Source organism: Wenyingzhuangia heitensis, from assembly GCF_011762155.1.
In the GTDB taxonomy this organism is placed as follows: domain Bacteria; phylum Bacteroidota; class Bacteroidia; order Flavobacteriales; family Flavobacteriaceae; genus Wenyingzhuangia; species Wenyingzhuangia heitensis.
Genome location: NZ_JAASQL010000001.1, coordinates 653,566 through 677,623, shown reverse-complemented (window position 1 = coordinate 677,623; position 24,058 = coordinate 653,566). Strand labels below are relative to the sequence as shown.

Genomic DNA, 24,058 nt, shown 5'->3' with positions numbered 1-24,058 from the left:
ACTAAAAGGGATGTATTGTTACAATACATCCCTTTTTTATTGCTTAAAAAGCTCAAATACAAGGAAAAATCCTATTGTGATTCATCAATTAAAACCGTATTTTCGCAATCCAAATTGAAGACCCAATACCATGAGTGCAAATTTTAAAGAACACAAAGGCTTAAGTTTAACAAATATTGCTGCAGAAACATTAAAGTTTTGGCAAGAAAACAACATCTTTCAGAAAAGTATTGATGCTAGAGAAGGGCAAGAACCCTACGTGTTTTTTGAAGGACCTCCATCGGCTAACGGATTGCCAGGAATTCACCACGTTTTAGGAAGAACTATTAAAGATGTATACCCTCGTTTTAAAACTATGAAAGGTTTTAAAGTACAACGTAAAGCAGGTTGGGATACGCACGGTCTACCAGTTGAATTAGGTGTTGAAAAGGAATTGGGAATTACCAAAGAAGATATTGGAACCAAAATTACCATAGAAGAATACAATATTGCTTGTAAAAAAGCAGTGATGAAATATACAGATATTTGGAATGACTTAACAGAGCGTATTGGTTATTGGGTAGATATGGAAGATCCATATGTAACCTACAAGTCTAAATACATGGAAACTGTTTGGTGGTTGTTAGGTCAGATCTACAAAAAGGATTTACTCTATAAAGGGTATACTATTCAGCCTTACTCTCCTAAAGCAGGTACAGGATTAAGTTCTCACGAAATTAATCAGCCGGGAGCGTACCAAGATGTTACAGACACTACTATTGTTGCTCAGTTTAAAGCTATAAAAGAAACCTTACCCGCTAGTTTACAAACTCTAGCAGAAGTACATTTATTAGCATGGACAACTACTCCTTGGACTTTACCAAGTAACACCGCTTTAACAGTGGGGTCTAAAATAGAGTATGTATTGGTAAGTTCTTACAATCAATACACCTTTGAATCTATCAACGTTTTATTAGCAAAAAACTTAGTTGGAAAACAATTTGGAAAAAAGTTTATTGAGGTTGAAACAAAAGAAGAATTAGAGGCCTACAAACAAGGAGACAAAAAGATTCCTTTCTTAGTTGGAGAAACTTTTATAGGGAAAGATTTGGTCGGAATTAAATACGAACAATTGTTACCTTGGGCATTGCCATACGAAAATCCAGAAAATGCGTTTAGAGTGATTGCTGGAGATTTTGTAACTACAGAAGATGGTACTGGTATTGTACACACCGCTCCTACTTTTGGTGCAGATGATGCTTTTGTAGCTAAAAATGCAAGTCCAGAAGTACCACCTATGTTGGTTTTGGACGACAATGAGAACCCTGTTCCGTTGGTAGACTTGCAAGGAAAATTTACAAAACACGTAGCTCCTCATGCAGGAAAATATGTGAAAAATGAATATTATAACGATGGTGAAGCTCCAGAAAGATCCATTGATGTAGAAATTGCTATTCAGTTAAAAGAAGAAAACAAAGCGTTTGTTGTAGAAAAATACAAGCACAGTTATCCACATTGTTGGAGAACAGACAAACCTATTTTATACTATCCCTTAGATTCTTGGTTTATAAAAGTAACGGAAGTAAAAGACCGTATGCACGAGTTAAACGAAACCATTAATTGGAAACCTGAATCTACAGGAACCGGTCGTTTTGGGAACTGGTTAAAAAATGCAAATGATTGGAACCTATCTCGTTCTCGTTATTGGGGAATTCCATTACCTATTTGGAGAACCGAAGACGGAACGGAAGAAATTTTAATTAGTTCTGTAGAAGAATTAAAACAAGAAATTGAAAAAGCAAGAGTTGCCGGAATTGAAAACCCAACTAGTTTTGATGCTTTTGAATCTGGAAATATGTCTGAGGAAAATTATGACACCATCGATCTACATAAAAATGTAGTAGATGCCATTACCTTAGTTTCTCCTAAAGGACAACCTATGAAGCGTGAAGCAGACCTTATTGACGTTTGGTTTGATTCTGGTGCTATGCCGTATGCACAACAACATTATCCTTTTGAAAACAAGGAATTAATTGACAATAGAGAGTTCTATCCTGCTGACTTTATTGCTGAAGGAGTAGATCAAACTCGTGGATGGTTTTATACCCTACACGCAATTAGCACCATGGTTTTTGACAATGTAGCTTATAAAAATGTAGTTTCTAACGGATTGGTTTTAGACAAGCATGGTAAAAAAATGTCTAAACGTTTAGGAAACGGAATCAACCCATTTGAAACTATGGATCAATATGGACCCGATGCGACACGTTGGTATATGATTTCTAACGCAAACCCTTGGGACAACCTTAAGTTTGATTTAGATGGAATTGATGAAGTGAGACGTAAATTCTTTGGAACTTTATACAACACCTATTCTTTCTTTACTTTGTACGCTAATATTGATGGATTTAAATATGCTGAAGCAGATATTAAATTAGAAGACAGACCAGAAATTGACCGTTGGATTTTATCAGAACTAAATACGTTAATTTTAAAAGTTGATAAGTTTTATAACGAGTACGAAGCAACCAAAGCTACTCGTGAAATTCAAAATTTTGTAACCGAAAACTTATCTAACTGGTTTGTACGTTTAAGCAGAAGAAGATTCTGGAAAGGCGACTATGGAACAGATAAAATATCCGCTTACCAAACACTTTATACTTGTATGTTAACTGTTGCTAAATTAGGAGCTCCTGTAGCCCCTTTCTTTATGGATAATCTTTACAAAGATTTAACCAAAGCAACACAAACAGAAACTTTTGAATCTGTACATTTGGCCGAGTTTTCAAAAGCAGATAAAACTGCTATTGACAGTGACTTAGAGCGTAAAATGCAAAAAGCGCAACAAATATCATCTATGGTATTGTCTTTACGTAAAAAGGAAATGATCAAAGTACGTCAACCGTTACAAAAAATCATGATTCCTGTACTAGACAATCAGCAAAGAGAAGATATTGAAGCTGTTAAAAATTTAATTTTATCAGAAGTAAATATTAAAGATATTGAATTATTAGACGATGCCTCTGGAGTGTTGGTAAAGAATATCAAACCTAATTTTAAAGTTTTAGGACCACGTTTTGGAAAAAACATGAGATTGGTAGGTACTGAAATTCAAAAATTTACGCAAGAAGACATCGCTAAATTGGAGCGTGAAGGTAAAATTACTGTTAAGATTGAAGAAAATTTAGTAGATTTAACGCTTAATGAAGTAGAGATTAGCTCTCAAGATATTGAAGGTTGGTTGGTTATAAATCAAGGAGGCTTAACAGTTGCCTTAGATGTAACTATATCTGATGAATTAAGAAATGAAGGTGTTGCTAGAGAACTAGTCAATAGAATTCAGAATTTAAGAAAAGATTCTGGTTTAGAGGTTACTGATAAAATTAAGTTATCTATTACCCATAATGAAACTTTACAAAAAGCGGTAGATTCTAACAAAGAGTATATCAAGAGCGAAACATTAACGAACGAGTTAGAATTTGTAACTGAACTAAAAGATGGTTTAGAAATTGAATTTGACGATATTAAAAGTAAAATATTTATACATAAAATCTAAGTGTTATGGCAACAGATGAAAAAGTAGTATACAGTGATGCTGATTTAGCAGAATTTAAAGAGATTATTTTAAATAAAATTGAGAAGGCTAAAAAAGATTTAGAGATCTTACAAAGCTCTTACAAAAACGGAAGTTCTAACAATACAGACGATACTTCTCCTCAATTTAAAGCGTTTGAAGAAGGTTCTGAAACGATGTCTAAAGAAGCAAACGTTCAGTTGGCTATTCGTCAAGAAAAGTTTATTCGTGATTTAAAAAATGCGTTGTTACGTATTGAAAATAAAACCTACGGAATTTGCCGTGCTACAGGAAAATTAATCCAAAAGCAACGTTTAAGATTGGTGCCACATGCTACGTTAAGTATTGATGCCAAAAACGCAGAAAGAAAATAAAAAAAGAACCTTGTTCTTTACATTGCCATATAATAAAAGTTTGTAATTTCGGTTGCAAACTTTTCTTTTTAAATTTCCTATGAACGCAAAAAAATCCATTTTATTAATTGTACTTGTCTTGTTAATAGATCAGATTAGTAAAATATACATTAAAACAAATTTTCAATTAGGAGAAGAAATTTATGTTTTTGATTGGTTTAGAATTCATTTTATTGAAAACAATGGAGCTGCTTGGGGAACTGAGTTAGGAGGTAAAACTGGAAAACTTATTCTTACCTTATTTCGCTTATGTGCTATTGTGGGTATTGGTATTTGGTTGCGTAATTCTATTAGAGACAAAAGTCACAACCTATTAATTATTTCTATTTCTTTAATTTTTTGTGGGGCTTTAGGAAACATAATCGACTCTGTTTTTTACGGAATTATTTTTAATGATTCTTACGGACAAGTTGCTAATTTCACAACTTCACAAGCCTACGGAACTCTTTTTCATGGTAAAGTTGTAGACATGTTATACTTCCCTATTTGGCAAGGAATATTACCTGAATGGGTTCCTGGATTAGGAGGAAAATTCTTTACTTTTTTTAATGCTATTTTTAACATAGCAGACTCAGCTATTTCTATTGGTGTTATGATTTTATTGTTTTTTAGTAAAACTATTTTTCCAAAAAAATAAACTCTTTATTCTTTAAAAAATTAAAACCTTTTTTTCTTTCAGTTTAATTATTAATCGTAATATTGCAATATACAAAACAATTAAACATGGGATTGATTAAATCAGAAATATTTACAGATGAACAAAATGAATTGGCTCTTTTTGCAAAAGCATTTGGTCATCCTGCTAGAGTTGCTATTCTACAACATTTGTTTAAAATAAATTCTTGTGTTTGTGGAGATTTAGTACATGAAATTGGATTGGCTCAACCTACTATCTCCCAACATTTAAAAGAATTAAAAAACTTAGGTTTAATTAAAGGGAACATTGAGGGAACAAGTGTTTGTTATTGTATAGACAGCAAAAATTGGTCTGGTATGAAGGAAACTATGTTTGAGTTTTTAAATCAAGATACCGCAAAAGAAAATTGCTGTTAAAAAAATTTGAATTCATTAATCGTAAAAACGCAATATATAAATATTATGAAATTATCACAAGTAAAAAAAGAGTTAAACAGATTAGAAACTATCGCTTTTGAATTGCCAAACGGAGAATTGGTTCCTAATCACTTTCATGTAACTGAAGTAGGAAAAGTAACCAAAAATTTTATTGATTGTGGAGGAACTATCCGTAAAGAGGAGGTTGCCAACTTTCAACTTTGGAATGCTGATGATTATGATCACAGATTGCACCCAGAAAAATTATTAAACATTATTGAGCTTTCTGAAAAAGCTTTGGGAATAGAAGATTTAGAAATTGAAGTAGAATACCAAGCAGAAACCATCGGTAAATTTGGATTGGACTTTAACGGTACAAACTTTTTATTAACCTCTAAACAAACAGACTGTTTGGCAAAAGACAGCTGTGGAATTCCAGAACCAGAACAAAAATTAACTCCTATAGCCGCAGGTAACGCATCTAGCTGTACACCAGGAGGGGGTTGCTGTTAATTATAATATCTTAAAACTAAAAAAAATGATCGCTACAAAACCAAATGTATTTGTTAAAATTGAAGAAACCTTAAAAGGTTTACAACCAAAGACTATTACAACAGAACGTAAAGAAGTATTACAACCTTTAGTGGATTTTATTCAGTCTAAAGCAAACGACAAACAAGACATTCGTATCAATTTTATTTGCACTCACAACTCCAGAAGAAGTCACTTATCTCAAGTCTGGGCTCAAGCAGCTGCTGCTCATTTTGGTATTAAAAATGTATTTTGTTACTCTGGTGGTACAGAAAGTACGGCTCTTTTTCCTAAAGTAGCAGAAACGTTACAGAACAATGGTTTTGAAATTGAGAAAATATCAGAAACAGACAATCCTATTTACAGTATTAAATATGCAAATAACGAACATCCAATTATTGGATTTTCTAAAAAGTTAGATGCTACTTTTAACCCTACATCAGAGTTTGCAGCTATAATGACCTGTTCTCAAGCAGATGGAGGTTGTCCGTTTATTGCCGGAGCAGAAAAACGTATTCCTATTACTTTTGAAGATCCAAAGGCTTTTGATAATACTCCACAGCAAACAGAAAAATACAACGAAAGAAGCTTGCAAATAGCAACTGAAATGTTTTACGTATTCTCACAAATTCAATCATAACATGTCACAAACAAAAAAATTAAGTTTTCTAGACAAAAACTTAACCCTTTGGATTTTTATAGCCATGGCTATTGGTGTTGGTATTGGAAATATCTTTCCAAGTTTTCCAAATATTATCAACTCGCTAAATAGCGGAACAACAAATATTCCCATTGCTATTGGATTGATTTTAATGATGTATCCGCCTTTGGCTAAAGTTGATTATTCTTTGTTACCAAAAGTATTTAGAGACACTAAGATACTTTCTATCTCATTAATTCTTAACTGGATTATTGGTCCAGTATTAATGTTTGTTTTGGCAATTACATTTTTAAGAGATTACCCAGAATATATGGTGGGATTGATTTTAATTGGTTTGGCTCGTTGTATTGCTATGGTATTGGTTTGGAACGATCTTGCTGATGGTAGCAGTGAATACGGTGCAGGACTAGTTGCTTTAAATAGTATTTTTCAGGTATTTGCCTACAGTTTTTATGCATGGTTATTTATTACCGTACTCCCTCCGTATTTTGGGTTTGAAGGTGCCATTGTAGATATATCTGTAGGAACTATTGCAGAAAGTGTTGCTATTTATTTAGGACTGCCATTTTTGTTAGGAATTGCCAGTAGATTCATTTTTGTAAAATTAAAAGGAGAGGAATGGTATACTACTAAGTTTATTCCAACAGTATCTCCTATGACTTTAATTGCATTATTATTTACCATTGTAGTCATGTTTTCTTTAAAAGGAGAATTGATTGTTGAAATACCAATGGATGTGTTAATTATTGCAGTTCCCTTACTAATTTACTTCACACTAATGTTCATCATTGGATTCTTTTTTACCAAAGCGACAGGTGCTGATTATGACAAAACAACTTCCGTTGCATTTACAGCAGCAGGAAACAACTTTGAATTAGCAATTGCAGTTGCTATTGCAGTTTTCGGATTAAATTCAGGACAGGCATTTGCAGGAGTTATAGGTCCTTTGGTAGAGGTACCTGCTCTTATTTTATTGGTTAAAGTTTCTTTTTGGTTAAGAAAAAAGTATTTTCCAAAAATAACAAGCTAAACAACTTAAAAATAGAGACCATAAAAAAAAGGTGAGCTAATGCTCACCTTTTTTTATTATTTAAAAAATACGTTTTATGTAAACTTATTTTGCTTTGTTTAACCAAACTCCCATGTTTACTTCTGCATCAATAATAGATTTTAAATCTGCAATAGCAACACGTTTTTGTTCCATAGTATCTCTATGGCGAATGGTTACCATATTATCCTCTTTACTTTCATAATCTACGGCAATACAAAATGGAGTTCCGTTTGCATCCTGACGACGGTAACGTTTACCAATTGCATCTTTTTCATCATAAGTAACGTTAAAGTCAAACTTTAAAGAATCAAAAATTTCTTTGGCAATTTCTGGTAATCCATCTTTTTTAACCAATGGTAAAATAGCCGCTTTAAAAGGAGCTACTACCGATGGTAATTTTAATACGGTTCTAGAACTTCCATCCTCTAACGTTTCTTCTTGTAAAGAATTAGAAAAAACAGCTAAAAACAATCGATCTAAACCAACAGAAGTTTCTACTACATATGGTGTATAGCTTTCATTGATTTCATTATCAAAATATTGTATTTTTTTACCCGAATGTTCTTGATGTGCTTTTAAATCGAAATCTGTACGAGAATGAATCCCTTCTAATTCTTTAAATCCAAATGGAAATTTAAACTCAATATCTGCAGCAGCATCTGCATAATGCGCTAATTTATCATGATCGTGAAAACGGTAATTATCCATTCCTAACCCTAAAGACAAATGCCAATTTAAACGAGATTCTTTCCAAGTCTCGTACCATTGTTTTTGAGTTCCAGGACGTACAAAAAATTGCATTTCCATTTGTTCAAACTCACGTTGACGAAAAATAAACTGACGAGCCACAATCTCATTACGGAAAGCTTTACCGGTTTGTGCAATACCAAAAGGAATTTTCATTCTTCCTGTTTTTTGCACGTTCAAGAAATTCACAAAAATACCTTGTGCCGTTTCTGGACGTAAGTATAAATCTGTAGCATGTTCTGCAGAGGCACCTAACTTGGTACCAAACATTAAGTTAAACTGCTTAACATCTGTCCAGTTTTTAGAACCAGATAAAGGACATGCAATTCCTAATTCCTCTATCAAAGCTTTTACATCTGCTAGGTCTTCTTTTTCCAAAGAAGATCCCATTCTTGCTAAAATTGCAGCCCCTTTTGCTTTGTAATCTAAAACTCTAGGGTTGGTCTCTAAAAATTGTGCTTTATCAAAAGAGTCTCCAAAACGTTTTTCTGCTTTTTTAACTTCTTTTTCTATTTTATCATCATATTTAGCTACGTAGTCTTCTATTAAAACATCTGCTCTATATCTTTTTTTAGAATCTTTATTATCTATTAAAGGATCGTTAAAGGCATCTACATGGCCAGAAGCTTTCCAAGTGGTTGGATGCATAAAAATTGCAGCATCTAATCCTACAATATTATCGTGCATTTGTACCATGGCTTTCCACCAGTACTCACGTAAATTTTTCTTTAATTCTACCCCGTTTTGTGCGTAATCATATACTGCACTCAACCCATCATAAATCTCACTAGATTGAAATACGTATCCGTACTCTTTAGCATGAGAAATAACCTTCTTAAATTGATCTTCTTGTTTTGCCATTGCGCAAAAATATAAAAGCTTTTTGTATTATAATTATTCTGTTCTAAAAACTGCTTGTTTTATTTAAAAAACTCCTAAAAAACCACTTTTTAGCTCAATAGACTCTTTAGCTAACAAACCATCATTACTATAAAACTCTAAAGTATACGTTCCTTTATCCAAAGAAACATTTTGTAAAGAAATAATATCGCTAATAGGCATGGTTTCTCCATTTAAAATTAAACGAGTTCCATCAGTAAATTTTTTAAGTACTCCATTGTATAAAAACTCTCCGTTTGATTTTACAATTAGACCTTCCGAATTTTTTAATACATAAAAAACATCACACTCTAAATTAATTAAAGCCTTATTGTTTAACACATTATAGTTTACCTGAATTCCATTGGCTTTTTTATAACGATTTGTTGTTTTAAACTCTCCAGATTTTTTTTCTTCAACTGCAAAAACTTCAACTTTAGCAATTTGAATCTTGGTTGCCTCAGATAATTTTAAAGACAATTCTTTACTCTGTAATTTTTCTGCATTTAATTCGGATTTGGTTACTGCAATAGTAACCATCAAACTATCATTTAACGTTTTTATAGAGTCTAAACTTTTAAACAAAAGTTTATTATTTACTTTAACACCTTCTAGAGCAGATCTTAAAGTTTGCAAAGCCACAAAACTGTTTTCTTCTGAAGTTGACAGTTTATTTTTTAAATCTGTTACGTCTTTTTTAGATTTCTCTAACTGTGTTCTAATCCGTTTTAACTTATCATTGGCTTGATTAAAATCTTTAGTAATAGCTATATTTTGTTGCTGATTTGCTGTTAAATCTTTGATCGTTAATTCTAAGTCTTTTTCTAAAGCTATTTTTTCAGTTAAAATATCTTGTTTGTAACTATTGTTTTCTTTGTTGATTTTATAGACATAAAACGTAATTCCTATTAAAATTAATACTAGAACAACTATAATTATTTCTTTACTTTTTTTCATAGAGTGATATATTTTAAAAGTTCACATAAAGTATTTTAAAAATATTGTTTATTTTTAGAATAAAAGCTATGAATCTTCTGAAAAATTTAAGAGATTTATTTGTTCCCTATAGATGTTTACATTGTAAAACAATTACTCACAAAAATCAAAAATTCTTGTGTTTACCTTGTAGTTTACAACTAAGTCATACCAATTTTACAAATTACAATAACAACCCATTAGAAAAATTATTTTGGGGACGAGTAGAAATCCATCAGGCCAGCTCTTTATATTTTTACTACAAAGACAGCCCAATACAAACTTTATTAAAATCTTTAAAATATAGAGGTCTCCAGAATTTTGGTACAGATGCTGCTAAAACCTTAATTCACGAACTGCAAAACACCTCTAGATTTTCTAATATTGATTTGGTAATACCCGTTCCATTACACCCTAAAAAAAAGAAACTAAGAGGATACAATCAAGTAGAAACATTTGGTAAAACCATAGCCAAGTCTTTAAACGCCACATATATTCCTGATGGTTTGTTAAAAATTGTTCACAACAAGTCTCAAACAAAACAAAGTAAAGAAGAAAGACACAATAGTGTAAAACATATTTTTAAAGCAAACCCCAAACACAATCTAAATTATTTGAATGTTTTAATTGTAGATGATGTTTTAACCACAGGTGCTACTTTGTTAGCCTGCATAAACACTTTAAAAAAGGCATACAATGTTAACATCTCTATTATTACGATAGCTTGTGTAGTATAATAGGTTAAAAAATAGTTTCTTTGTAAAACAAATTATGAGAAAACTACTAGTATTTATTATCGTAATCTTAGCACTAAAAACATCAAGTTGTGCAAGAATGGGAAGTCCCGACGGGGGTCCAAAAGACAGTATTCCACCAGTTATGGCTATTGCCAAACCGATGAACAAAACCACTTCTTTTAAACAACAAAAGATTGTGATTTTGTTTGACGAATACATCAAATTTGAAAAATTAAACTCCCAACTAATTATTTCTCCCCCTATGGAGAAAAAACCTGAGATTAAACCTTTATCTGGTGTTTCTAAAAAAATAACTATTGAATTTTTAGATAGCTTAGCTCCAAATACTACCTATACCATTAACTTTGGTAATAGCATAGTAGATAATAATGAAGGAAATGAATTAGGTCGATTTTCTTATGTATTTAGTACAGGTACTTTTTTAGACTCCTTAAGTGTGGCTGGAAAAATTATAGATCCACTAGATGAAGAAGAAGTTGAAAACATTAGTATTATGGCATATAAAAATGCAAACGATACTTTAATTGGAAATTACACACCTAACTATTTAACGAATACATTAAAAAGCAATATTTATCAATTAGAAAATTTATCAGAAGCCAATTATAAAGTAATTGCTTTAGAAGACAAAAACAATAATTATAAATATGATAAAGGAATTGAACGCATTGGTTTTATAGACCACTCCATTGACTTAAACACTCCTATAGACTCCATTGATTTTATTTTATTTAAAGAACTTAAGGACAATAGAATATATAGCCCTAAACAAACATCAGGAAATCAATTAATTATTGGTTATCAAGGTAACAAAATTCCTTCCATACAAATTAAAGGAACAACTCCTAACAATTATCTAATTAGCAAACAACCCACAAAAGACTCTTTATATATTTGGTTTAAAGAATTGGTTACAGATAGTTTATACATAAAAGTTGAACAAGACACCTTGATAGAAAACTACACTTATAAATTAAGAGAACTAAAAAAGGACTCTTTAGAATTACAAAGTCTAATTAAAAGTGTTTTACATCCTAATGATTCTTTAAAATTCAGCACCAACAACCCTGTTAATTTTGTAAACAACGATAGTATTCAATTATTTGAAAGTGATTCTATACCGGTAAGCTATAAAGTAATCTCAGACAACAAAAAACATCAATTATGGATAGATTTTGAGAGAGAAACAAACAAAAATTATTCATTAATTTTAAAAGATCATGCATTTACCGATTTTTTTGACACTAAAAACCACTATAAAAAAATAAATTTCAGTACTCAAGACAGTGAAGAATACGGTGATATTATTTTAGATATTAGCAATCCTAATAATATTAATTTGATTGTTGAATTGTATAACACCAAGTCAAAATACAAGTCAACCCAAATAACAAACAGTTCAACTAAGATTTCCTTCACAAAATTAGAACCTAAAGAATATCGTGTCAGAATTATTAAAGATTTTAACAAAAACAATCAGTTTGATAACGGTAATTTTAACACTCAAACTCAACCCGAAATCATCTATAACTTTCCTAAAATCATCAATTTAAGGGCTAATTCAGAAATAAACGAAAATATCTCAGTAGACTAACAAAGCTCAATATTTTTTTATACTTTTGACCTCGTAACCCTGATAAATTCAATAGAATTGAAAAATATTTACCTATTAATAGTTATACTAGCACTTTCATATGCAGATGTTAACGCGCAATGGAATAGAAGGAAAAGAAAAACGGTTCTGTACCAACATGAAATTGGTGGAAATATTGGATTCTCTAACTTTCAAGCAGATTTTGAACCCAATGGACCTGCGAACGGTCTTATTACCATAAACGGACTTAGTATAAACGCAACACATTCAGTACACTTACTACCTAGAAGGTATGACTCAAGTATCTTTGTTAAAAGATTAATCCTAAAATCCAATTTTGGGTATTCATATGGATCTTTTAATAACTATGGAGTAGGAACTGGTAAAGAATTATTATACACAACAAATACTGCTGGTGAGAAAGATTACTCTAAAACACCTAACAACATATTATTAGCTAGATTAACTAGTAAAACCTCTATTATTACATTTGGAACACAACTAGAGTTTTATTTTAGAGACATTACTTCGTATTTACACAGATTTAACAAATACAGACAACGTAACAAAATGAATCCATACATTGCTTTAGGTTTTGGAGCAAATTATGTTAACTCTACACCTAGTTACGACCAAGAGGCACTAACTAATAACGCGGGTAGTTCCTCTGCAAAATCTGGGGGATTTCCAGATAATTATATCCTTGGAGAAACTGTAAAAGGTATTAAAGGTTTAGTACTATCTGCAACAGCAGCTATAGGAACTAGATACAAACTAAGCAGAGAGGTTGATTTGGTTACAGAAATGAAAATAAACTATTATTTATCTGACAGGATAGATGCCGTAAATCCAGATTTAAAAGACAGTAACTCTTTTAGTTCACAAGGAGTTGATGGAGATAAGTTTAACGATTACAACACCGTAATTAGTGTAGGTATTATTTATCATTTATTCTAAAAAAGAAAACTAGTTATCAAACTAGTTTTCTTAAACTTAACAATACTCCTAAATGTATCCCTTCGTGAAAGTTATTAAAATCAATAGCTTTTTCAATACTATCTAATAATACGTTTACACTAGTTTTATATTCATTATAAGAAGTAAATAATCCTTTTTTATAATCGTCTTCTAGTTTATTAGGCAACAACACAAACAACTCTTTAATCATATTCCATTCTTCTTGATTGATGATATAACCATTAGGAGCAGTTCCTTTTCTATATCTATCAATCATTTCATCAGAAACAATTGTTTTTTGCCCAGCCATTTTATAACACAACAATTGTTGAGTAACTACTAAATGTCCTAGATTCCAACCAATATTATTAGAAAAACCTTCTGGAATTTTATTTACCTGTTCTATAGAATATTCTCCTACCGCTTTTAGCATTAAAGCTCTACCTTTTATTAAAACATCAACTTGTTTTGTAATACTCATTTGTTTGTTTTTTATACTTTTGATGCTTGTAAAGATAGAACAGACAATACACTTATGAAAAAAATATACCACTTAAAAACTTGCGATACTTGTAAAAGAATTTTAAAACAAATTAACCTTGATGGATTTGAAATACAAGAAATTAAAAGCAGTCCTGTAGACAAAGAACAACTACAAGAAATGTATGCATTTACCAATTCTTATGAAGCTTTATTTAATAAAAGAGCTAGACTTTACAAAGAACAAGGATTGAAAGATAAAAACATATCCGAAGCAGAATACAAAGAGTTAATTTTATCAGAATATACTTTTTTAAAAAGACCCGTAGCTATTGTAGATGATGAGATTTTTGTTGGGAATAGCAAAAAAACAGTAGAAGAATTAATCGCAAAAAATGCATAAAAAAACCGAGACACTTGTCTCGGTTTTTTTATTTTATTTCTTGTTGTACAACATCGGATTTAATTCATCGTCATTATACATTTTCATTTGTTTGTAAACCTTCATGTATTTATCACCATTTTCTATATCTCTGATTAAATCATCAATAGCTGTAGACAAATCTACTCTTTGTTCCAATAAAATAGCTAACTTTTTTTGACAAGAGACTTTATGACTTTCCGAAGCAGATTTACGAGTTGCTTCTTCATTCATATGATAAATTTTTAAAGCCAAAATTGATAGTCTATCAATTGCCCATGCAGGACTTTCAGAATTTATCTTAGCCTTATCTTTAGCTTGTACATCATTATATTTTTGCAAAAAATAACTATCTACATACTCCACCATATCAGTTCTGTCTTGGTTAGAAGCATCAATTCTTCTTTTTAAAGCCAAAGCTTCAATAGGATCAATTTCTGGCAAACGAATAATATCTTCATAATGCCATTGTACTGTATCTATCCAGCATTTTCTATATAATAAATGCTCTAACGTACTTGCTTCATATACATTTTCAAACGGCTGATCTACATCATCCACTACGTGATATTTTGCTATCACTGCATCAAATATTTTATTAAAATCTTGTGCTTTTAAACTCATCTTAATTAAATTTTCTTTCTATTAACAAAAGGAATCGTTCTTCATAAATTTCTTTTCCATCCCAATTATAATCCTTTTTTATCATTTTCAGGAAGGATAACGCTTCTTTTTCAGAACTCATTGTATTTAACTGCGAAACTACTCTATTAAAATCTTCTTGACTATCTTCAAATAAGTTTTTTACAAATGCAATTCTATCATTTAAATCAATTTGCAAATTCTTTTGTTGCATAATTGCTTCGTTAATAGATTTTTTAGGAGCTATTCTTTCTGCATTTTCAAAAATATCAGTAGCTACATCTAAAGAAACTGTGTTTTCAAACTCCTTTGCTAAAGAACTTTTTAAATTTTCAGATGAATCAGAAACTACATCAACAGGAGAAAATAAATCTACAGGTTCTTTTTCAACCATTTCCTCTTCTTCTAAATTTACTTTAGTTTCTTCTACAGTAATTGTTTCTTCTACATAAACTTCTTCAGAAACAATTTGTTTTATCAATTTTTTCTCAACCTCTTTTGCTACAATTACGTCTGTTTCTTTAGGCTTCTCAAAAGTTTCGTTTACCAACTCCTCTACACTTTTTATATTCTGCGGTGTCTCTTTTACATATCCTTCTATATACGCTAAAACAGCTAGTTTCTCGTATACTTGATATGCTTTGTCTTTTAACAAAACAACATCATCTCCTTTTCTTAATTTTAGAATACTATGAGCCAAACTCATTAATTCTCCTTCTAATTTTTTCTGCATTGTTATTTTGATAAATTTAGGTTCGAGAGGTTCGTTTTTATTTGATAAATTTGTTCTACTTATCTAGCTGCTAAAATAAGCATATTAGGTAAATACTAACACCGTTAAAATTACAAAATGTTTCTTGAAAACACCGTAAACCATAAAGAGCAATTTGGTTGGATTGAAGTTATTTGTGGATCTATGTTCTCTGGTAAAACAGAAGAACTAATCAGAAGACTTAGACGTGCTCAAATTGCCAAGCAAAAAATAGAAATATTTAAACCTGCTATAGATACTAGATATGATGAAGAAAATGTAGTTTCTCACAACGAAAACTACATCCAATCTACACCTGTCCCTGCTGCTGCAAATATTCGTCTACTAGCCAATGATGTAGATGTAGTCGGTATTGATGAAGCTCAGTTTTTTGACGACGAGATTGTAAGTGTTTGTAACGATTTGGCCAATAAAGGAATTAGAGTAATTGTAGCAGGTTTAGACATGGACTTTAAAGGGAATCCTTTTGGACCAATGCCTAATTTAATGGCTACTGCAGAGTACGTAACTAAAGTGCATGCTATTTGCACAAAAACAGGAAATCTAGCCCACTATAGTCACAGAAAAGGAACGAACAACAAACAAGTAATGCTGGGAGAAAACGAAGCCTACGAGCCACTAAGCAGAGCTGCTTATTACAAAGCAAAAAACAGTTAGTATGGAAAACAAACATGTAACTGAACTAGAAATTGATTTATCTGCTTTAAAACACAATTATCAATATTTAAAAGGCAAAACAGCTAACAATACTAAAATATTGGCAGTTGTAAAAGCTTTTGCCTACGGATTAGAACCTAGTAATATAGCCAGTGAATTAGAAAAAGAAGGAGTTGATTATTTTGGGGTTGCCTACGCAAACGAAGGAATTTTATTAAGAGAAAACAGCATTACAAAGCCTATATTAGTATTACATGCACAGCCTGATAATTATAAGTTATTGATAGACTATAATCTAGAACCTAATATTTACTCACTTTACACATTAAACAGGTTTCTAGAATTTGCCAAAGAACAAAATTTAAAAGAATATCCTATTCATTTAAAATTTAACTCTGGTTTAAATCGTTTGGGGTTTAATGGAGATGAACTTGACGAATTAATTGGTTTAATTCAGCACAATAAAAACATTAAAGTTGCCTCTGCTTTTTCTCACATTGCAGCTAGCGAAGATTTAAATGAACAAGAATTTACTCAAAAACAAATTTTTACTTTTAATAATATTATTACACAACTACGCTTAAAATTAACTAATTCTTTTACGGTTCATATGAGTAATACTTCTGGAGTCATTAATTACCAAAACGCTCATTTTGATATGGTTAGACTAGGAATTGGTTTGTACGGGTTTGGAAATGATGCAAAAGAAACCGATAAACTTAAAAATGTAGCTACATTAAAATCTGTTATTTCTCAAATCAGAGTCGTTCAAAAAGGAGACAATGTTAGTTACAACAGAGCTTTCACGGCTCAAAAAGAAGAAAAAATAGCTATAATTCCTATCGGTCATGCTGATGGATTCTCTAGACCCTTAGGTTGCGGAAGAGGATATGTTACCATTAACGGACAAAAAGCATACACATCAGGAAACGTTTGCATGGACATGATTTTAGTGAATGTTACTCATATAAATTGTAAAGAAGGAGATCCAGTCATTATTTTTGACAATCAAAAAACGGTAGAACAGTTTGCATCCATCTGCAATACGATCTCCTACGAAATACTAACCGCTATCTCTCAACGAATAAAAAGAAAGATCAAACACTAATTTATTATATTGTCATTCTAAACTATAAATTATAAAAAATTATGTTAAAAGATTTTAAAGCGTTTTTAATGAAAGGTGATATTGTTGCCTTAGCTACAGCAGTAATTATTGGTGGTGCTTTTAAAGCTATTGTAAGTTCTTTGGTAAAAGACGTTATTATGCCTGTTGTTGGATTGCTAATGGGAGGTAAAAATGTAAACGATTTATTTTTTGTTCTTGGAACAGGAGAATATGAAACATTTAAAGAAGCACAAGAAGCTGGTGCTGCCGTTATGACGTACGGTAACTTTGTACAGGCTATTATTGATTTTATAATTATTGGGTTTGTTATTTTCATGATTGTAAAAGCTTACGAAAAAACTAAGAAAAAAGAAGAACCAAAAGTAGAAGCTCCTAAAGGACCATCTCAAGAAGATTTATTAGTAGAAATTAGAGATTTATTAGCTAAAAAATAAATCTTAATCCATTTCTAAAACTTAAAAGCTATTCAATTTAACATTGAATAGCTTTTTTTGTTTAGAGACCTCAAATTAAAAAAGTACATTTGCAACTTTAAAAATAAGTATTAAAATGTATAGAAGTCACACGAACGGAGAATTAAGAATCGAAAACGCAAACCAAGAGGTTACTCTAGCCGGATGGGTTCAAAAATCTAGAGACAAAGGATTTATGGTATGGGTAGATTTACGTGATAGATATGGAATTACTCAACTTATTTTTGACGAAGATAGAACTGCAAAAGAAATTCTTGACAAAGCAAAAACGTTAGGTAGAGAATTTGTGATTCAAGTAAAAGGAACTGTTATCGAGCGTGAAGCAAAAAACAAAAACATTCCAACTGGAGAAATAGAAGTTTTGGTCAAAGAATTAATCATTCTTAACGAAGCCAACTTACCTCCTTTTACAATTGAAGATGAAACTGATGGTGGTGAAGATATCCGTATGAAATACAGATATTTAGATATTAGAAGAAACCCTGTAAAAAATAACTTAATCTTTAGAAGTAAAGTTGCACAAGAAGTACGTAATTACTTATCTAATCAAGATTTTATAGAAGTAGAAACTCCTTATTTAATTAAATCAACCCCAGAAGGTGCTAGAGACTTTGTGGTGCCTTCTCGTATGAATCAAGGAGAATTTTACGCATTGCCACAATCTCCACAAACCTTTAAGCAATTGTTAATGGTAGGTGGAATGGATAAATACTTTCAAATCGTAAAGTGTTTTCGTGATGAAGATTTACGTGCAGACAGACAACCCGAATTTACACAAATTGACTGTGAATTGGCTTTTGTAGATCAAGAAGATATCTTAAATATTTTTGAAGGTATGACTCGTCATTTACTACAAAAAGTAAATAATATAACCATAGGAGATTTTCCAAGAATGACCTATGAACATGCTATGAAAACGTATGGTAATGACAAACCAGACATCCGTTTTGGAATGGAATTTGGAGAATTAAACAGTGTAGCTCAACAAAAAGAATTTAAAGTTTTTAACGATGCTGAATTGGTGGTAGGTATTGCCGTACCAGGAGCTGCTAATTACACTCGTAAAGAAATAGACAAATTAATAGAATGGGTAAAACGTCCTCAGGTAGGTGCGTTAGGAATGGTGTATGTAAAATGTAACGAAGACGGAACCTTTAAATCATCTGTAGACAAATTCTACAATCAAGAAGACTTAGCTGCTTGGGCAAAAGCGACAGGAGCTAAAGCCGGAGATTTAATTTGTGTATTATCTGGTCCTGCTAACAAAACAAGAGCACAACTTTCTGCATTACGTATGGAATTGGCGGAACGTTTAGGCTTAAGAAAACCAACCGAATTTGCTCCTTTGTGGGTTGTAGATTTTCCTTTGTTAGAATGGGATGAAGAATCTGAAAGATTCCACGCAATGCACCACCCATTTACAAGCCCAAAACCAGAAGACATGCCTTTATTAGACACAGATCCTGGTAAAGTAAGAGCCAATGCTTATGACTTAGTATTAAATGGAAACGAGATTGGAGGAGGATCTATTAGAATTCACGACAAAGAAACACAGGCTTTAATGTTTAAACATTTAGGATTTACTCCAGAAGAAGCAAAAGAACAATTTGGTTTCTTAATGAATGCTTTTGAATATGGTGCACCACCACACGGGGGATTGGCTTTTGGTCTAGATAGATTAGTTGCCATATTAGGAGGACAAGAAACAATTAGAGATTTTATTGCATTTCCAAAAAACAATTCTGGTAGAGACGTAATGATCAATGCTCCTGCAGAAGTTACCGCAGAAGTTTTATCTGATTTAAATATAAATGTAACCATTCCAAAGGCATAAGTTGTAATACAGCTTAGAGTTCCTTAATTTTACCATAGCTCTTTAATCAATTTACTTCTTTAACAAGATTTTTAATTGTTTAAAGAGTTTTTTAAAAAAAACAACTAAAATAAAAAATATGTTATCAGAAACTATAGAAGGTGCTTTAAACACACAAATACAATTAGAAGCAAACGCATCTATGAAATACTTAGCTATGGCAACATGGGCAGAGGTTATAGGGTATAATGGTGTTGCAGGATTCTTTTACAATCAATCTGAAGAAGAAAGAGTTCACATGCTAAAACTAGTAAAGTTTGTAAACGAACGTGGAGGTAAAGCGAGTATTCCTAGCTTAGATGCTCCTAAAGATACTTTTAAAGATTTACACGAACTTTTTACTTTTTTCTTAGAAAGTGAAGAAACTGTAACAGAAAGCATCAATCATTTGGTATTTCAAACCTTAGAAGAAAAAAACTACACTGTTCATAACTTTTTACAATGGTATGTAGCAGAGCAAGCCGAAGAAGAGGCTTTGGCAAGAACCATACTTGATAAATTAAAAATTATTGGGGACGATAAAAGTGGTACCTATTTATTTGACAAAGACATAGAAAGTATTGTTGCACAAACAGAAATAAATGCTAAAAACGAATAGTTAATTTAGATTTATTTAAAATAAACATTATATTTGCACTGATTTTAAGATAGTTAATCAGTGCAAATCATGTTTAATAAGGTAACTAAAGAGGTTGTAACACCAGAATACACTGGATGTTGTTTTGCTTATTTGGCAAAAGACAAAAAGAAAAAATGTTGCAAAAAATATAAAAAAAAGGGCAAAGACCATTGTAAAAAATGTCCTGTACAAGCTTAAGCTAGTTTGATTTTATTCTACTAATAAACACTACCTTAGCCATCCGAAAAAATTATAGGTATGCCTCAAAGAAAAAGGAGTTTATTAAATCAGTTTTTGATTTGGAAATACAAACATATTTCTCAAGAAAACTTTCTTTATATATTAAGTACTATTGTTGGTTTGTTAGCTGGTATTGGTGCTGTTACTCTTAAAAACTTAACTCACTTTATTTTTGAATTTCTTAAAACAGGATTCATCAAAGACATACACATTGGGTTTTACTTTATCTTTCCAATTGTAGGTTTATCTCTTACTCTATTAGTTGTAAAATATATAATTAGAAAAAAAATTGGGCATGGAATTCCCGCAACTTTGTATGCCATTTCTAAAAGGGAATCCATCATGCATCGTTACCAAATGTGGGCTTCCGTTATTACTGCTCCTCTTACCGTTGGTTTTGGGGGTTCTGTAGGATTAGAAGGACCTACCGTTGCTACAGGTTCTGCCCTAGGATCTAACTTTGCTAGAGTGTTTCATTTAGACCAAAGATCTAGAACACTGTTAGTAGGTTGTGCTGCTGCAGGAGCCATGGCTTCTATTTTTAAAGCTCCTATTGCTGCTATTGTTTTTGCTGTAGAAATCTTTAGTTTAGAACTAACAATGGTCTCTATGATTCCTTTGTTACTGGCTTCTATTTCTGCTGTTTTAACTTCTTATTTTTTCTTAGGTGATGAAGTTTTATTACACTTTGAAATTAAAGATAGTTTTCATTTAAATGATGTAATCTTTTATATTATTTTAGGGTTGGGATGTTCTTTAATATCCATTTACTTTACCAAAGTTTATTTTTGGTCACACGATTTTTTTAAAAAAATTGACAACCCTTGGTATAAATTATTATTAGGAGGTAGTTTAATTGGTGTGATTGTTTATTTTATTCCACCTTTATTTGGAGAAGGATTTGAAACTATTAACGCAGTTCTTAGAGGAGATGCTTCTCACATTCTAAAAAACAACATATTTAATACACAAGCAGATACCATTTGGATGATTATTGGTCTTTTAGTAGGATTGATAATTTTTAAAGTAATTGCAATGGCTCTTACTTTTGGTGCTGGTGGAATTGGAGGAGTTTTTGCTCCTACTCTGTTTATTGGAAGTGTAACCGGATACGTAGTGGCAACCGTTGTAAATCATGCCAAAATTGTGGCACATTCTGTATCGCAAAGTAATTTTGCTATGGTAGGTATGGCTGGTTTAATGGCAGGTGTTTTACATGCTCCATTGACGGCAATTTTTTTAATCGCAGAAATTACAGGAGGATATGATTTGTTTATCCCCTTAATGATTGTATCATCTATTTCATTTTTAATCACCAAAAAGTTTATTCCACACAACATATACACATCAGAATTAGCAAAAAAAGGGCAGTTAATGACACATGACAAAGACAAAAATGTGTTAATGATGATGGATATTGACAAAGTGGTTGAAAAAGATTTTATCATTACAAAACCAAATATGACTTTAGGTCAATTGGTACATAAGGCAATTGTAAAATCCAAAAGAAATAACTTTCCCGTTGTAAATCACGAAAAAGAATTAATTGGAGTTTTACACATGGATGACATTCGTCCTATTATGTTTAATACCGAATTGTATGAATGTACCGTCGTATCCGATTTAATGATCACTCCAGCAGAAGTTATTGATTATGACAATGACTCTATGGAAGAGATTATGGAGAAATTTAAAATTACATCTGCATGGAATTTACCTGTAATTAAAGACGATAAATATCTTGGATTTATCTCTAAATCTAGATTGTTGAACTCTTATAGACGAAAATTAATTATGGCTAGTGATTCTTTTTCTTAAAATATGAAATTGCTTGGTCTGGATGGTCTGTAAAAATCCCATCCAAATTTAAATCTTCTGCTATTTTAAAAACTTCGTTAAAGGTAGACTTGCCTCCTAAAGCATCAGCTCTAAAAGTAAAAGCATGTACTTTTAAATTTTGTTGATGTGCATAATCTACCAAATTCTCGAAACCAGAAATTTTAATTTTCTTATTGATTAATTCTCTGTAAGAAGGTCCAATTCCATTAGCATATTTTGCAATATTATTTACAATTGCTTCTAAACTCATCTGTTGATGGATACCCTCATAATATTCGGAATCAAATAACTGTACTAAAAATAAATTTGAATTGTATTTCTTTCTAATTTTTTGTAGTTCTACAGCATCAAAACACTGTAATATACAATTATCTTTTAGGGTAGAATATCCGTAATTAGACAACGTAGTTAAAACTATTTTAGAAATATCTTTTCCTTCATTTCTATGAAATTGAGGCTCTTTAATTTCTACATAAACTCCAATATCTTTTCTCATTGATTTATTTAAGCCTTGAATCAATTCAATCTCATCAGCTAAGGTATGCAGTTTAAAATGTGATTTATGTATTGGAAACCTATCTTTATAAATTGCTTGCTTGGTTTTTGTGTTAAATCTTTCTGACACATTTAGTGTTTGCAACTCTGCCCAGGTAAAATCTATCACATAAAATTTTCCGTCTTCTCTAACTCTATCTGCATAAACCTCTGCAACATTTGTAGTTGTTTCTAAATGAATATCGTGTATTATTACAGGAACATTATCTTTAGACAAGACAACATCTTGTTCTATAAAATCGGGCAACATACCATAAGCCAATGCTTTGGCTGGCAAGGTGTGTTCTGGTAAATAACCAGAAGCTCCTCGGTGTGCTATAATTAACATATCAGATTTTTTTACGGGTTGTTTACATGATAACAACACTCCTAAAATAAGAAAATAAACAGTGTGAATTTTAATAGGTAACTTCATAAATAATATTCTAAAAATTTATCTCAAATTAGCTAATTTTACAACTATTATAAGATTACCTATATGAAGATATTATTAAAAATATTATTGGCGATTGTTTTTGTTTTATGGAGCGTTGGTGCTTATTTATTTTTGACAGACAATCCTAAAAGCCCAAAATTTATAGGGTTTGGAGTGATAATTCTTACACTGGTATTAATGCCTTTATTTATTTATCACAGGTACAATGGTAAAGATTTAACCAAATATTCTTTAAAACATAATGATCCTAACGCTAGTAGAATTGAAGATTAATTTAATTATTGTTTCGTTTAGACAAAAAGAAATCTTTTAAAATCTGACTACACTCGTCTTCTCTAACTCCAGAAATTGCTTTTGTTTTTGGGTGCAATAAAGTTTTAAGCTTAGAATAGCCTCTTTGCATGTCTGATGCACCATAAACAATTTTACCTATTTGAGTCCAATAACTTGCACCTGCACACATTTGGCAAGGTTCTAAAGTAACATACAAGGTACACTCTTGTAAATATTTCCCCCCTAAAAAGTTAGATGCTGCCGTAAAAGCTTGCATTTCTGCGTGAGCAGTTACATCATTTAACTGTTCTGTTAAATTGTGTCCTCTAGCAATAATTTGATTGTTCATTACAATAACTGCACCTACCGGAACTTCTCCTTTTTCAAAGGCAAAATAGGCTTCGTCCAGGGCTTTTTTCATAAAAAATTCATCATCAAAAGGATCCATCATAATAACAACACTAAAATGTAAAAAAC

General features: G+C 31.4%; 25 protein-coding genes. 18 read left to right on the top strand and 7 right to left on the bottom strand.

Translation table 11 applies throughout. From position 1 onward, the window contains the following. The first annotated feature begins 130 nt into the window (after positions 1 to 130). The 7 genes from ileS (at position 131) to arsB (ending at position 7,241) form a co-directional block, all read left to right on the top strand. Complete coding sequence (ileS, locus tag FHR24_RS02850; RefSeq protein ID WP_167183584.1) at positions 131 to 3,535, top strand: isoleucine--tRNA ligase; 3,405 nt, start codon at positions 131 to 133, stop codon at positions 3,533 to 3,535. A 5-nt stretch (positions 3,536 to 3,540) separates the two neighbouring features. Beyond that, entirely contained in the window at positions 3,541 to 3,927 is a 387-nt protein-coding gene (locus FHR24_RS02845; protein WP_167183581.1) for a TraR/DksA family transcriptional regulator, read from the top strand. A gap of 79 nt (positions 3,928 to 4,006) precedes the next feature. Beyond that, complete coding sequence (locus FHR24_RS02840; protein WP_167183578.1) at positions 4,007 to 4,603, top strand: lipoprotein signal peptidase; 597 nt, start codon at positions 4,007 to 4,009, stop codon at positions 4,601 to 4,603. Between the two features lie 86 nt (positions 4,604 to 4,689). Continuing rightward, a complete protein-coding gene (locus FHR24_RS02835; protein ID WP_167183575.1) occupies positions 4,690 to 5,019 on the top strand; it encodes an ArsR/SmtB family transcription factor in 330 nt (109 codons plus the stop codon). A 45-nt stretch (positions 5,020 to 5,064) separates the two neighbouring features. Continuing rightward, complete coding sequence (locus FHR24_RS02830; RefSeq protein ID WP_167183571.1) at positions 5,065 to 5,532, top strand: DUF6428 family protein; 468 nt, start codon at positions 5,065 to 5,067, stop codon at positions 5,530 to 5,532. Between the two features lie 25 nt (positions 5,533 to 5,557). Beyond that, a complete protein-coding gene (locus FHR24_RS02825) occupies positions 5,558 to 6,190 on the top strand; it encodes an arsenate-mycothiol transferase ArsC (protein ID WP_167183568.1) in 633 nt (210 codons plus the stop codon). Position 6,191: 1 nt separating this feature from the next. Beyond that, the gene (gene arsB, locus FHR24_RS02820) at positions 6,192 to 7,241 is read left to right on the top strand and encodes an ACR3 family arsenite efflux transporter (protein ID WP_167183565.1); all 1,050 of its coding nucleotides are present in this window, start codon (positions 6,192 to 6,194) and stop codon (positions 7,239 to 7,241) included. 84 nt (positions 7,242 to 7,325) lie between these two features. Here arsB and FHR24_RS02815 read toward each other — a convergent pair whose 3' ends face one another. Then, positions 7,326 to 8,870 carry a glycine--tRNA ligase gene (locus FHR24_RS02815; protein WP_167183562.1) on the bottom strand — a complete coding sequence of 515 codons (1,545 nt, stop codon included), beginning with the start codon at positions 8,868 to 8,870 and terminating at the stop codon, positions 7,326 to 7,328. Positions 8,871 to 8,933: 63 nt separating this feature from the next. After that, a complete protein-coding gene (locus tag FHR24_RS02810; RefSeq protein WP_167183559.1) occupies positions 8,934 to 9,845 on the bottom strand; it encodes a hypothetical protein in 912 nt (303 codons plus the stop codon). A gap of 68 nt (positions 9,846 to 9,913) precedes the next feature. On the opposite strand from FHR24_RS02810, the gene FHR24_RS02805 reads away from it, so the two are divergent. From FHR24_RS02805 to FHR24_RS02795, 3 genes are read left to right on the top strand one after another with little or no spacing between them, the layout of a single operon-like run. Beyond that, complete coding sequence (locus FHR24_RS02805; protein ID WP_167183556.1) at positions 9,914 to 10,600, top strand: ComF family protein; 687 nt, start codon at positions 9,914 to 9,916, stop codon at positions 10,598 to 10,600. Positions 10,601 to 10,634: 34 nt separating this feature from the next. Further along, on the top strand, positions 10,635 to 12,215 hold the full coding sequence (locus tag FHR24_RS02800) for an Ig-like domain-containing protein (RefSeq protein ID WP_167183553.1): 1,581 nt from the start codon (positions 10,635 to 10,637) through the stop codon (positions 12,213 to 12,215). Between the two features lie 57 nt (positions 12,216 to 12,272). Further along, entirely contained in the window at positions 12,273 to 13,172 is a 900-nt protein-coding gene (locus FHR24_RS02795; protein ID WP_167183550.1) for a hypothetical protein, read from the top strand. 16 nt (positions 13,173 to 13,188) lie between these two features. Here FHR24_RS02795 and FHR24_RS02790 read toward each other — a convergent pair whose 3' ends face one another. Then, a complete protein-coding gene (locus tag FHR24_RS02790) occupies positions 13,189 to 13,653 on the bottom strand; it encodes a DinB family protein (RefSeq protein ID WP_167183548.1) in 465 nt (154 codons plus the stop codon). A 54-nt stretch (positions 13,654 to 13,707) separates the two neighbouring features. On the opposite strand from FHR24_RS02790, the gene FHR24_RS02785 reads away from it, so the two are divergent. Beyond that, complete coding sequence (locus FHR24_RS02785) at positions 13,708 to 14,055, top strand: arsenate reductase family protein (protein ID WP_167183545.1); 348 nt, start codon at positions 13,708 to 13,710, stop codon at positions 14,053 to 14,055. Positions 14,056 to 14,088: 33 nt separating this feature from the next. Here FHR24_RS02785 and FHR24_RS02780 read toward each other — a convergent pair whose 3' ends face one another. Both FHR24_RS02780 and FHR24_RS02775 read right to left on the bottom strand, forming a co-directional pair. Continuing rightward, positions 14,089 to 14,697, bottom strand: coding sequence for a DUF4254 domain-containing protein (locus tag FHR24_RS02780; protein ID WP_167183542.1), 609 nt, complete (start codon positions 14,695 to 14,697; stop codon positions 14,089 to 14,091). A gap of 1 nt (position 14,698) precedes the next feature. After that, positions 14,699 to 15,448: a hypothetical protein gene (locus FHR24_RS02775; RefSeq protein WP_167183539.1), complete on the bottom strand. Its 750-nt coding sequence runs from the start codon at positions 15,446 to 15,448 to the stop codon at positions 14,699 to 14,701. A 117-nt stretch (positions 15,449 to 15,565) separates the two neighbouring features. Here FHR24_RS02775 and FHR24_RS02770 point away from each other — a divergent pair, with 117 nt between their 5' ends. From FHR24_RS02770 to FHR24_RS02745, 6 genes are all read left to right on the top strand, one after another. Beyond that, complete coding sequence (locus FHR24_RS02770; protein WP_167183536.1) at positions 15,566 to 16,144, top strand: thymidine kinase; 579 nt, start codon at positions 15,566 to 15,568, stop codon at positions 16,142 to 16,144. A 1-nt stretch (position 16,145) separates the two neighbouring features. Continuing rightward, entirely contained in the window at positions 16,146 to 17,252 is a 1,107-nt protein-coding gene (gene alr / locus FHR24_RS02765; protein WP_167183533.1) for an alanine racemase, read from the top strand. A 41-nt stretch (positions 17,253 to 17,293) separates the two neighbouring features. Next, positions 17,294 to 17,707: a large-conductance mechanosensitive channel protein MscL gene (gene mscL / locus FHR24_RS02760; protein ID WP_167183530.1), complete on the top strand. Its 414-nt coding sequence runs from the start codon at positions 17,294 to 17,296 to the stop codon at positions 17,705 to 17,707. Between the two features lie 115 nt (positions 17,708 to 17,822). Beyond that, the gene (aspS, locus tag FHR24_RS02755; RefSeq protein ID WP_167183527.1) at positions 17,823 to 19,580 is read left to right on the top strand and encodes an aspartate--tRNA ligase; all 1,758 of its coding nucleotides are present in this window, start codon (positions 17,823 to 17,825) and stop codon (positions 19,578 to 19,580) included. Between the two features lie 118 nt (positions 19,581 to 19,698). Then, positions 19,699 to 20,217 carry a ferritin gene (locus FHR24_RS02750; RefSeq protein WP_167183524.1) on the top strand — a complete coding sequence of 173 codons (519 nt, stop codon included), beginning with the start codon at positions 19,699 to 19,701 and terminating at the stop codon, positions 20,215 to 20,217. Between the two features lie 279 nt (positions 20,218 to 20,496). After that, a complete protein-coding gene (locus FHR24_RS02745) occupies positions 20,497 to 22,296 on the top strand; it encodes a chloride channel protein (RefSeq protein ID WP_167183521.1) in 1,800 nt (599 codons plus the stop codon). On the opposite strand, the gene glpQ is transcribed toward FHR24_RS02745, so the two are convergent. Continuing rightward, entirely contained in the window at positions 22,277 to 23,287 is a 1,011-nt protein-coding gene (gene glpQ, locus FHR24_RS02740; protein ID WP_208412273.1) for a glycerophosphodiester phosphodiesterase, read from the bottom strand. The two genes, FHR24_RS02745 and glpQ, sit on opposite strands and share 20 nt — an antisense overlap. Before the next feature lie 63 nt (positions 23,288 to 23,350). Here glpQ and FHR24_RS02735 point away from each other — a divergent pair, with 63 nt between their 5' ends. Next, on the top strand, positions 23,351 to 23,581 hold the full coding sequence (locus FHR24_RS02735) for a hypothetical protein (RefSeq protein ID WP_167183518.1): 231 nt from the start codon (positions 23,351 to 23,353) through the stop codon (positions 23,579 to 23,581). A gap of 1 nt (position 23,582) precedes the next feature. Here the strand turns inward: FHR24_RS02735 and FHR24_RS02730 are convergent, their stop codons facing one another. Continuing rightward, positions 23,583 to 24,032: a nucleoside deaminase gene (locus tag FHR24_RS02730; RefSeq protein ID WP_167183515.1), complete on the bottom strand. Its 450-nt coding sequence runs from the start codon at positions 24,030 to 24,032 to the stop codon at positions 23,583 to 23,585. Positions 24,033 to 24,058: the final 26 nt, after the last annotated feature.

What these genes read in the sequence shown, in the direction of transcription:
- ileS (WP_167183584.1), top strand. Translation starts at nt 131, where the DNA reads ATGAGTGCAAATTTTAAAGAACACAAAGGCTTAAGTTTAACAAATATT.
- FHR24_RS02845 (WP_167183581.1), top strand. Translation starts at nt 3,541, where the DNA reads ATGGCAACAGATGAAAAAGTAGTATACAGTGATGCTGATTTAGCAGAA.
- FHR24_RS02840 (WP_167183578.1), top strand. Translation starts at nt 4,007, where the DNA reads ATGAACGCAAAAAAATCCATTTTATTAATTGTACTTGTCTTGTTAATA.
- FHR24_RS02835 (WP_167183575.1), top strand. Translation starts at nt 4,690, where the DNA reads ATGGGATTGATTAAATCAGAAATATTTACAGATGAACAAAATGAATTG.
- FHR24_RS02830 (WP_167183571.1), top strand. Translation starts at nt 5,065, where the DNA reads ATGAAATTATCACAAGTAAAAAAAGAGTTAAACAGATTAGAAACTATC.
- FHR24_RS02825 (WP_167183568.1), top strand. Translation starts at nt 5,558, where the DNA reads ATGATCGCTACAAAACCAAATGTATTTGTTAAAATTGAAGAAACCTTA.
- arsB (WP_167183565.1), top strand. Translation starts at nt 6,192, where the DNA reads ATGTCACAAACAAAAAAATTAAGTTTTCTAGACAAAAACTTAACCCTT.
- FHR24_RS02815 (WP_167183562.1), bottom strand. Translation starts at nt 8,870, where the DNA reads ATGGCAAAACAAGAAGATCAATTTAAGAAGGTTATTTCTCATGCTAAA.
- FHR24_RS02810 (WP_167183559.1), bottom strand. Translation starts at nt 9,845, where the DNA reads ATGAAAAAAAGTAAAGAAATAATTATAGTTGTTCTAGTATTAATTTTA.
- FHR24_RS02805 (WP_167183556.1), top strand. Translation starts at nt 9,914, where the DNA reads ATGAATCTTCTGAAAAATTTAAGAGATTTATTTGTTCCCTATAGATGT.
- FHR24_RS02800 (WP_167183553.1), top strand. Translation starts at nt 10,635, where the DNA reads ATGAGAAAACTACTAGTATTTATTATCGTAATCTTAGCACTAAAAACA.
- FHR24_RS02790 (WP_167183548.1), bottom strand. Translation starts at nt 13,653, where the DNA reads ATGAGTATTACAAAACAAGTTGATGTTTTAATAAAAGGTAGAGCTTTA.
- FHR24_RS02785 (WP_167183545.1), top strand. Translation starts at nt 13,708, where the DNA reads ATGAAAAAAATATACCACTTAAAAACTTGCGATACTTGTAAAAGAATT.
- FHR24_RS02780 (WP_167183542.1), bottom strand. Translation starts at nt 14,697, where the DNA reads ATGAGTTTAAAAGCACAAGATTTTAATAAAATATTTGATGCAGTGATA.
- FHR24_RS02775 (WP_167183539.1), bottom strand. Translation starts at nt 15,448, where the DNA reads ATGCAGAAAAAATTAGAAGGAGAATTAATGAGTTTGGCTCATAGTATT.
- FHR24_RS02770 (WP_167183536.1), top strand. Translation starts at nt 15,566, where the DNA reads ATGTTTCTTGAAAACACCGTAAACCATAAAGAGCAATTTGGTTGGATT.
- alr (WP_167183533.1), top strand. Translation starts at nt 16,146, where the DNA reads ATGGAAAACAAACATGTAACTGAACTAGAAATTGATTTATCTGCTTTA.
- mscL (WP_167183530.1), top strand. Translation starts at nt 17,294, where the DNA reads ATGTTAAAAGATTTTAAAGCGTTTTTAATGAAAGGTGATATTGTTGCC.
- aspS (WP_167183527.1), top strand. Translation starts at nt 17,823, where the DNA reads ATGTATAGAAGTCACACGAACGGAGAATTAAGAATCGAAAACGCAAAC.
- FHR24_RS02750 (WP_167183524.1), top strand. Translation starts at nt 19,699, where the DNA reads ATGTTATCAGAAACTATAGAAGGTGCTTTAAACACACAAATACAATTA.
- FHR24_RS02745 (WP_167183521.1), top strand. Translation starts at nt 20,497, where the DNA reads ATGCCTCAAAGAAAAAGGAGTTTATTAAATCAGTTTTTGATTTGGAAA.
- glpQ (WP_208412273.1), bottom strand. Translation starts at nt 23,287, where the DNA reads ATGAAGTTACCTATTAAAATTCACACTGTTTATTTTCTTATTTTAGGA.
- FHR24_RS02735 (WP_167183518.1), top strand. Translation starts at nt 23,351, where the DNA reads ATGAAGATATTATTAAAAATATTATTGGCGATTGTTTTTGTTTTATGG.
- FHR24_RS02730 (WP_167183515.1), bottom strand. Translation starts at nt 24,032, where the DNA reads ATGATGGATCCTTTTGATGATGAATTTTTTATGAAAAAAGCCCTGGAC.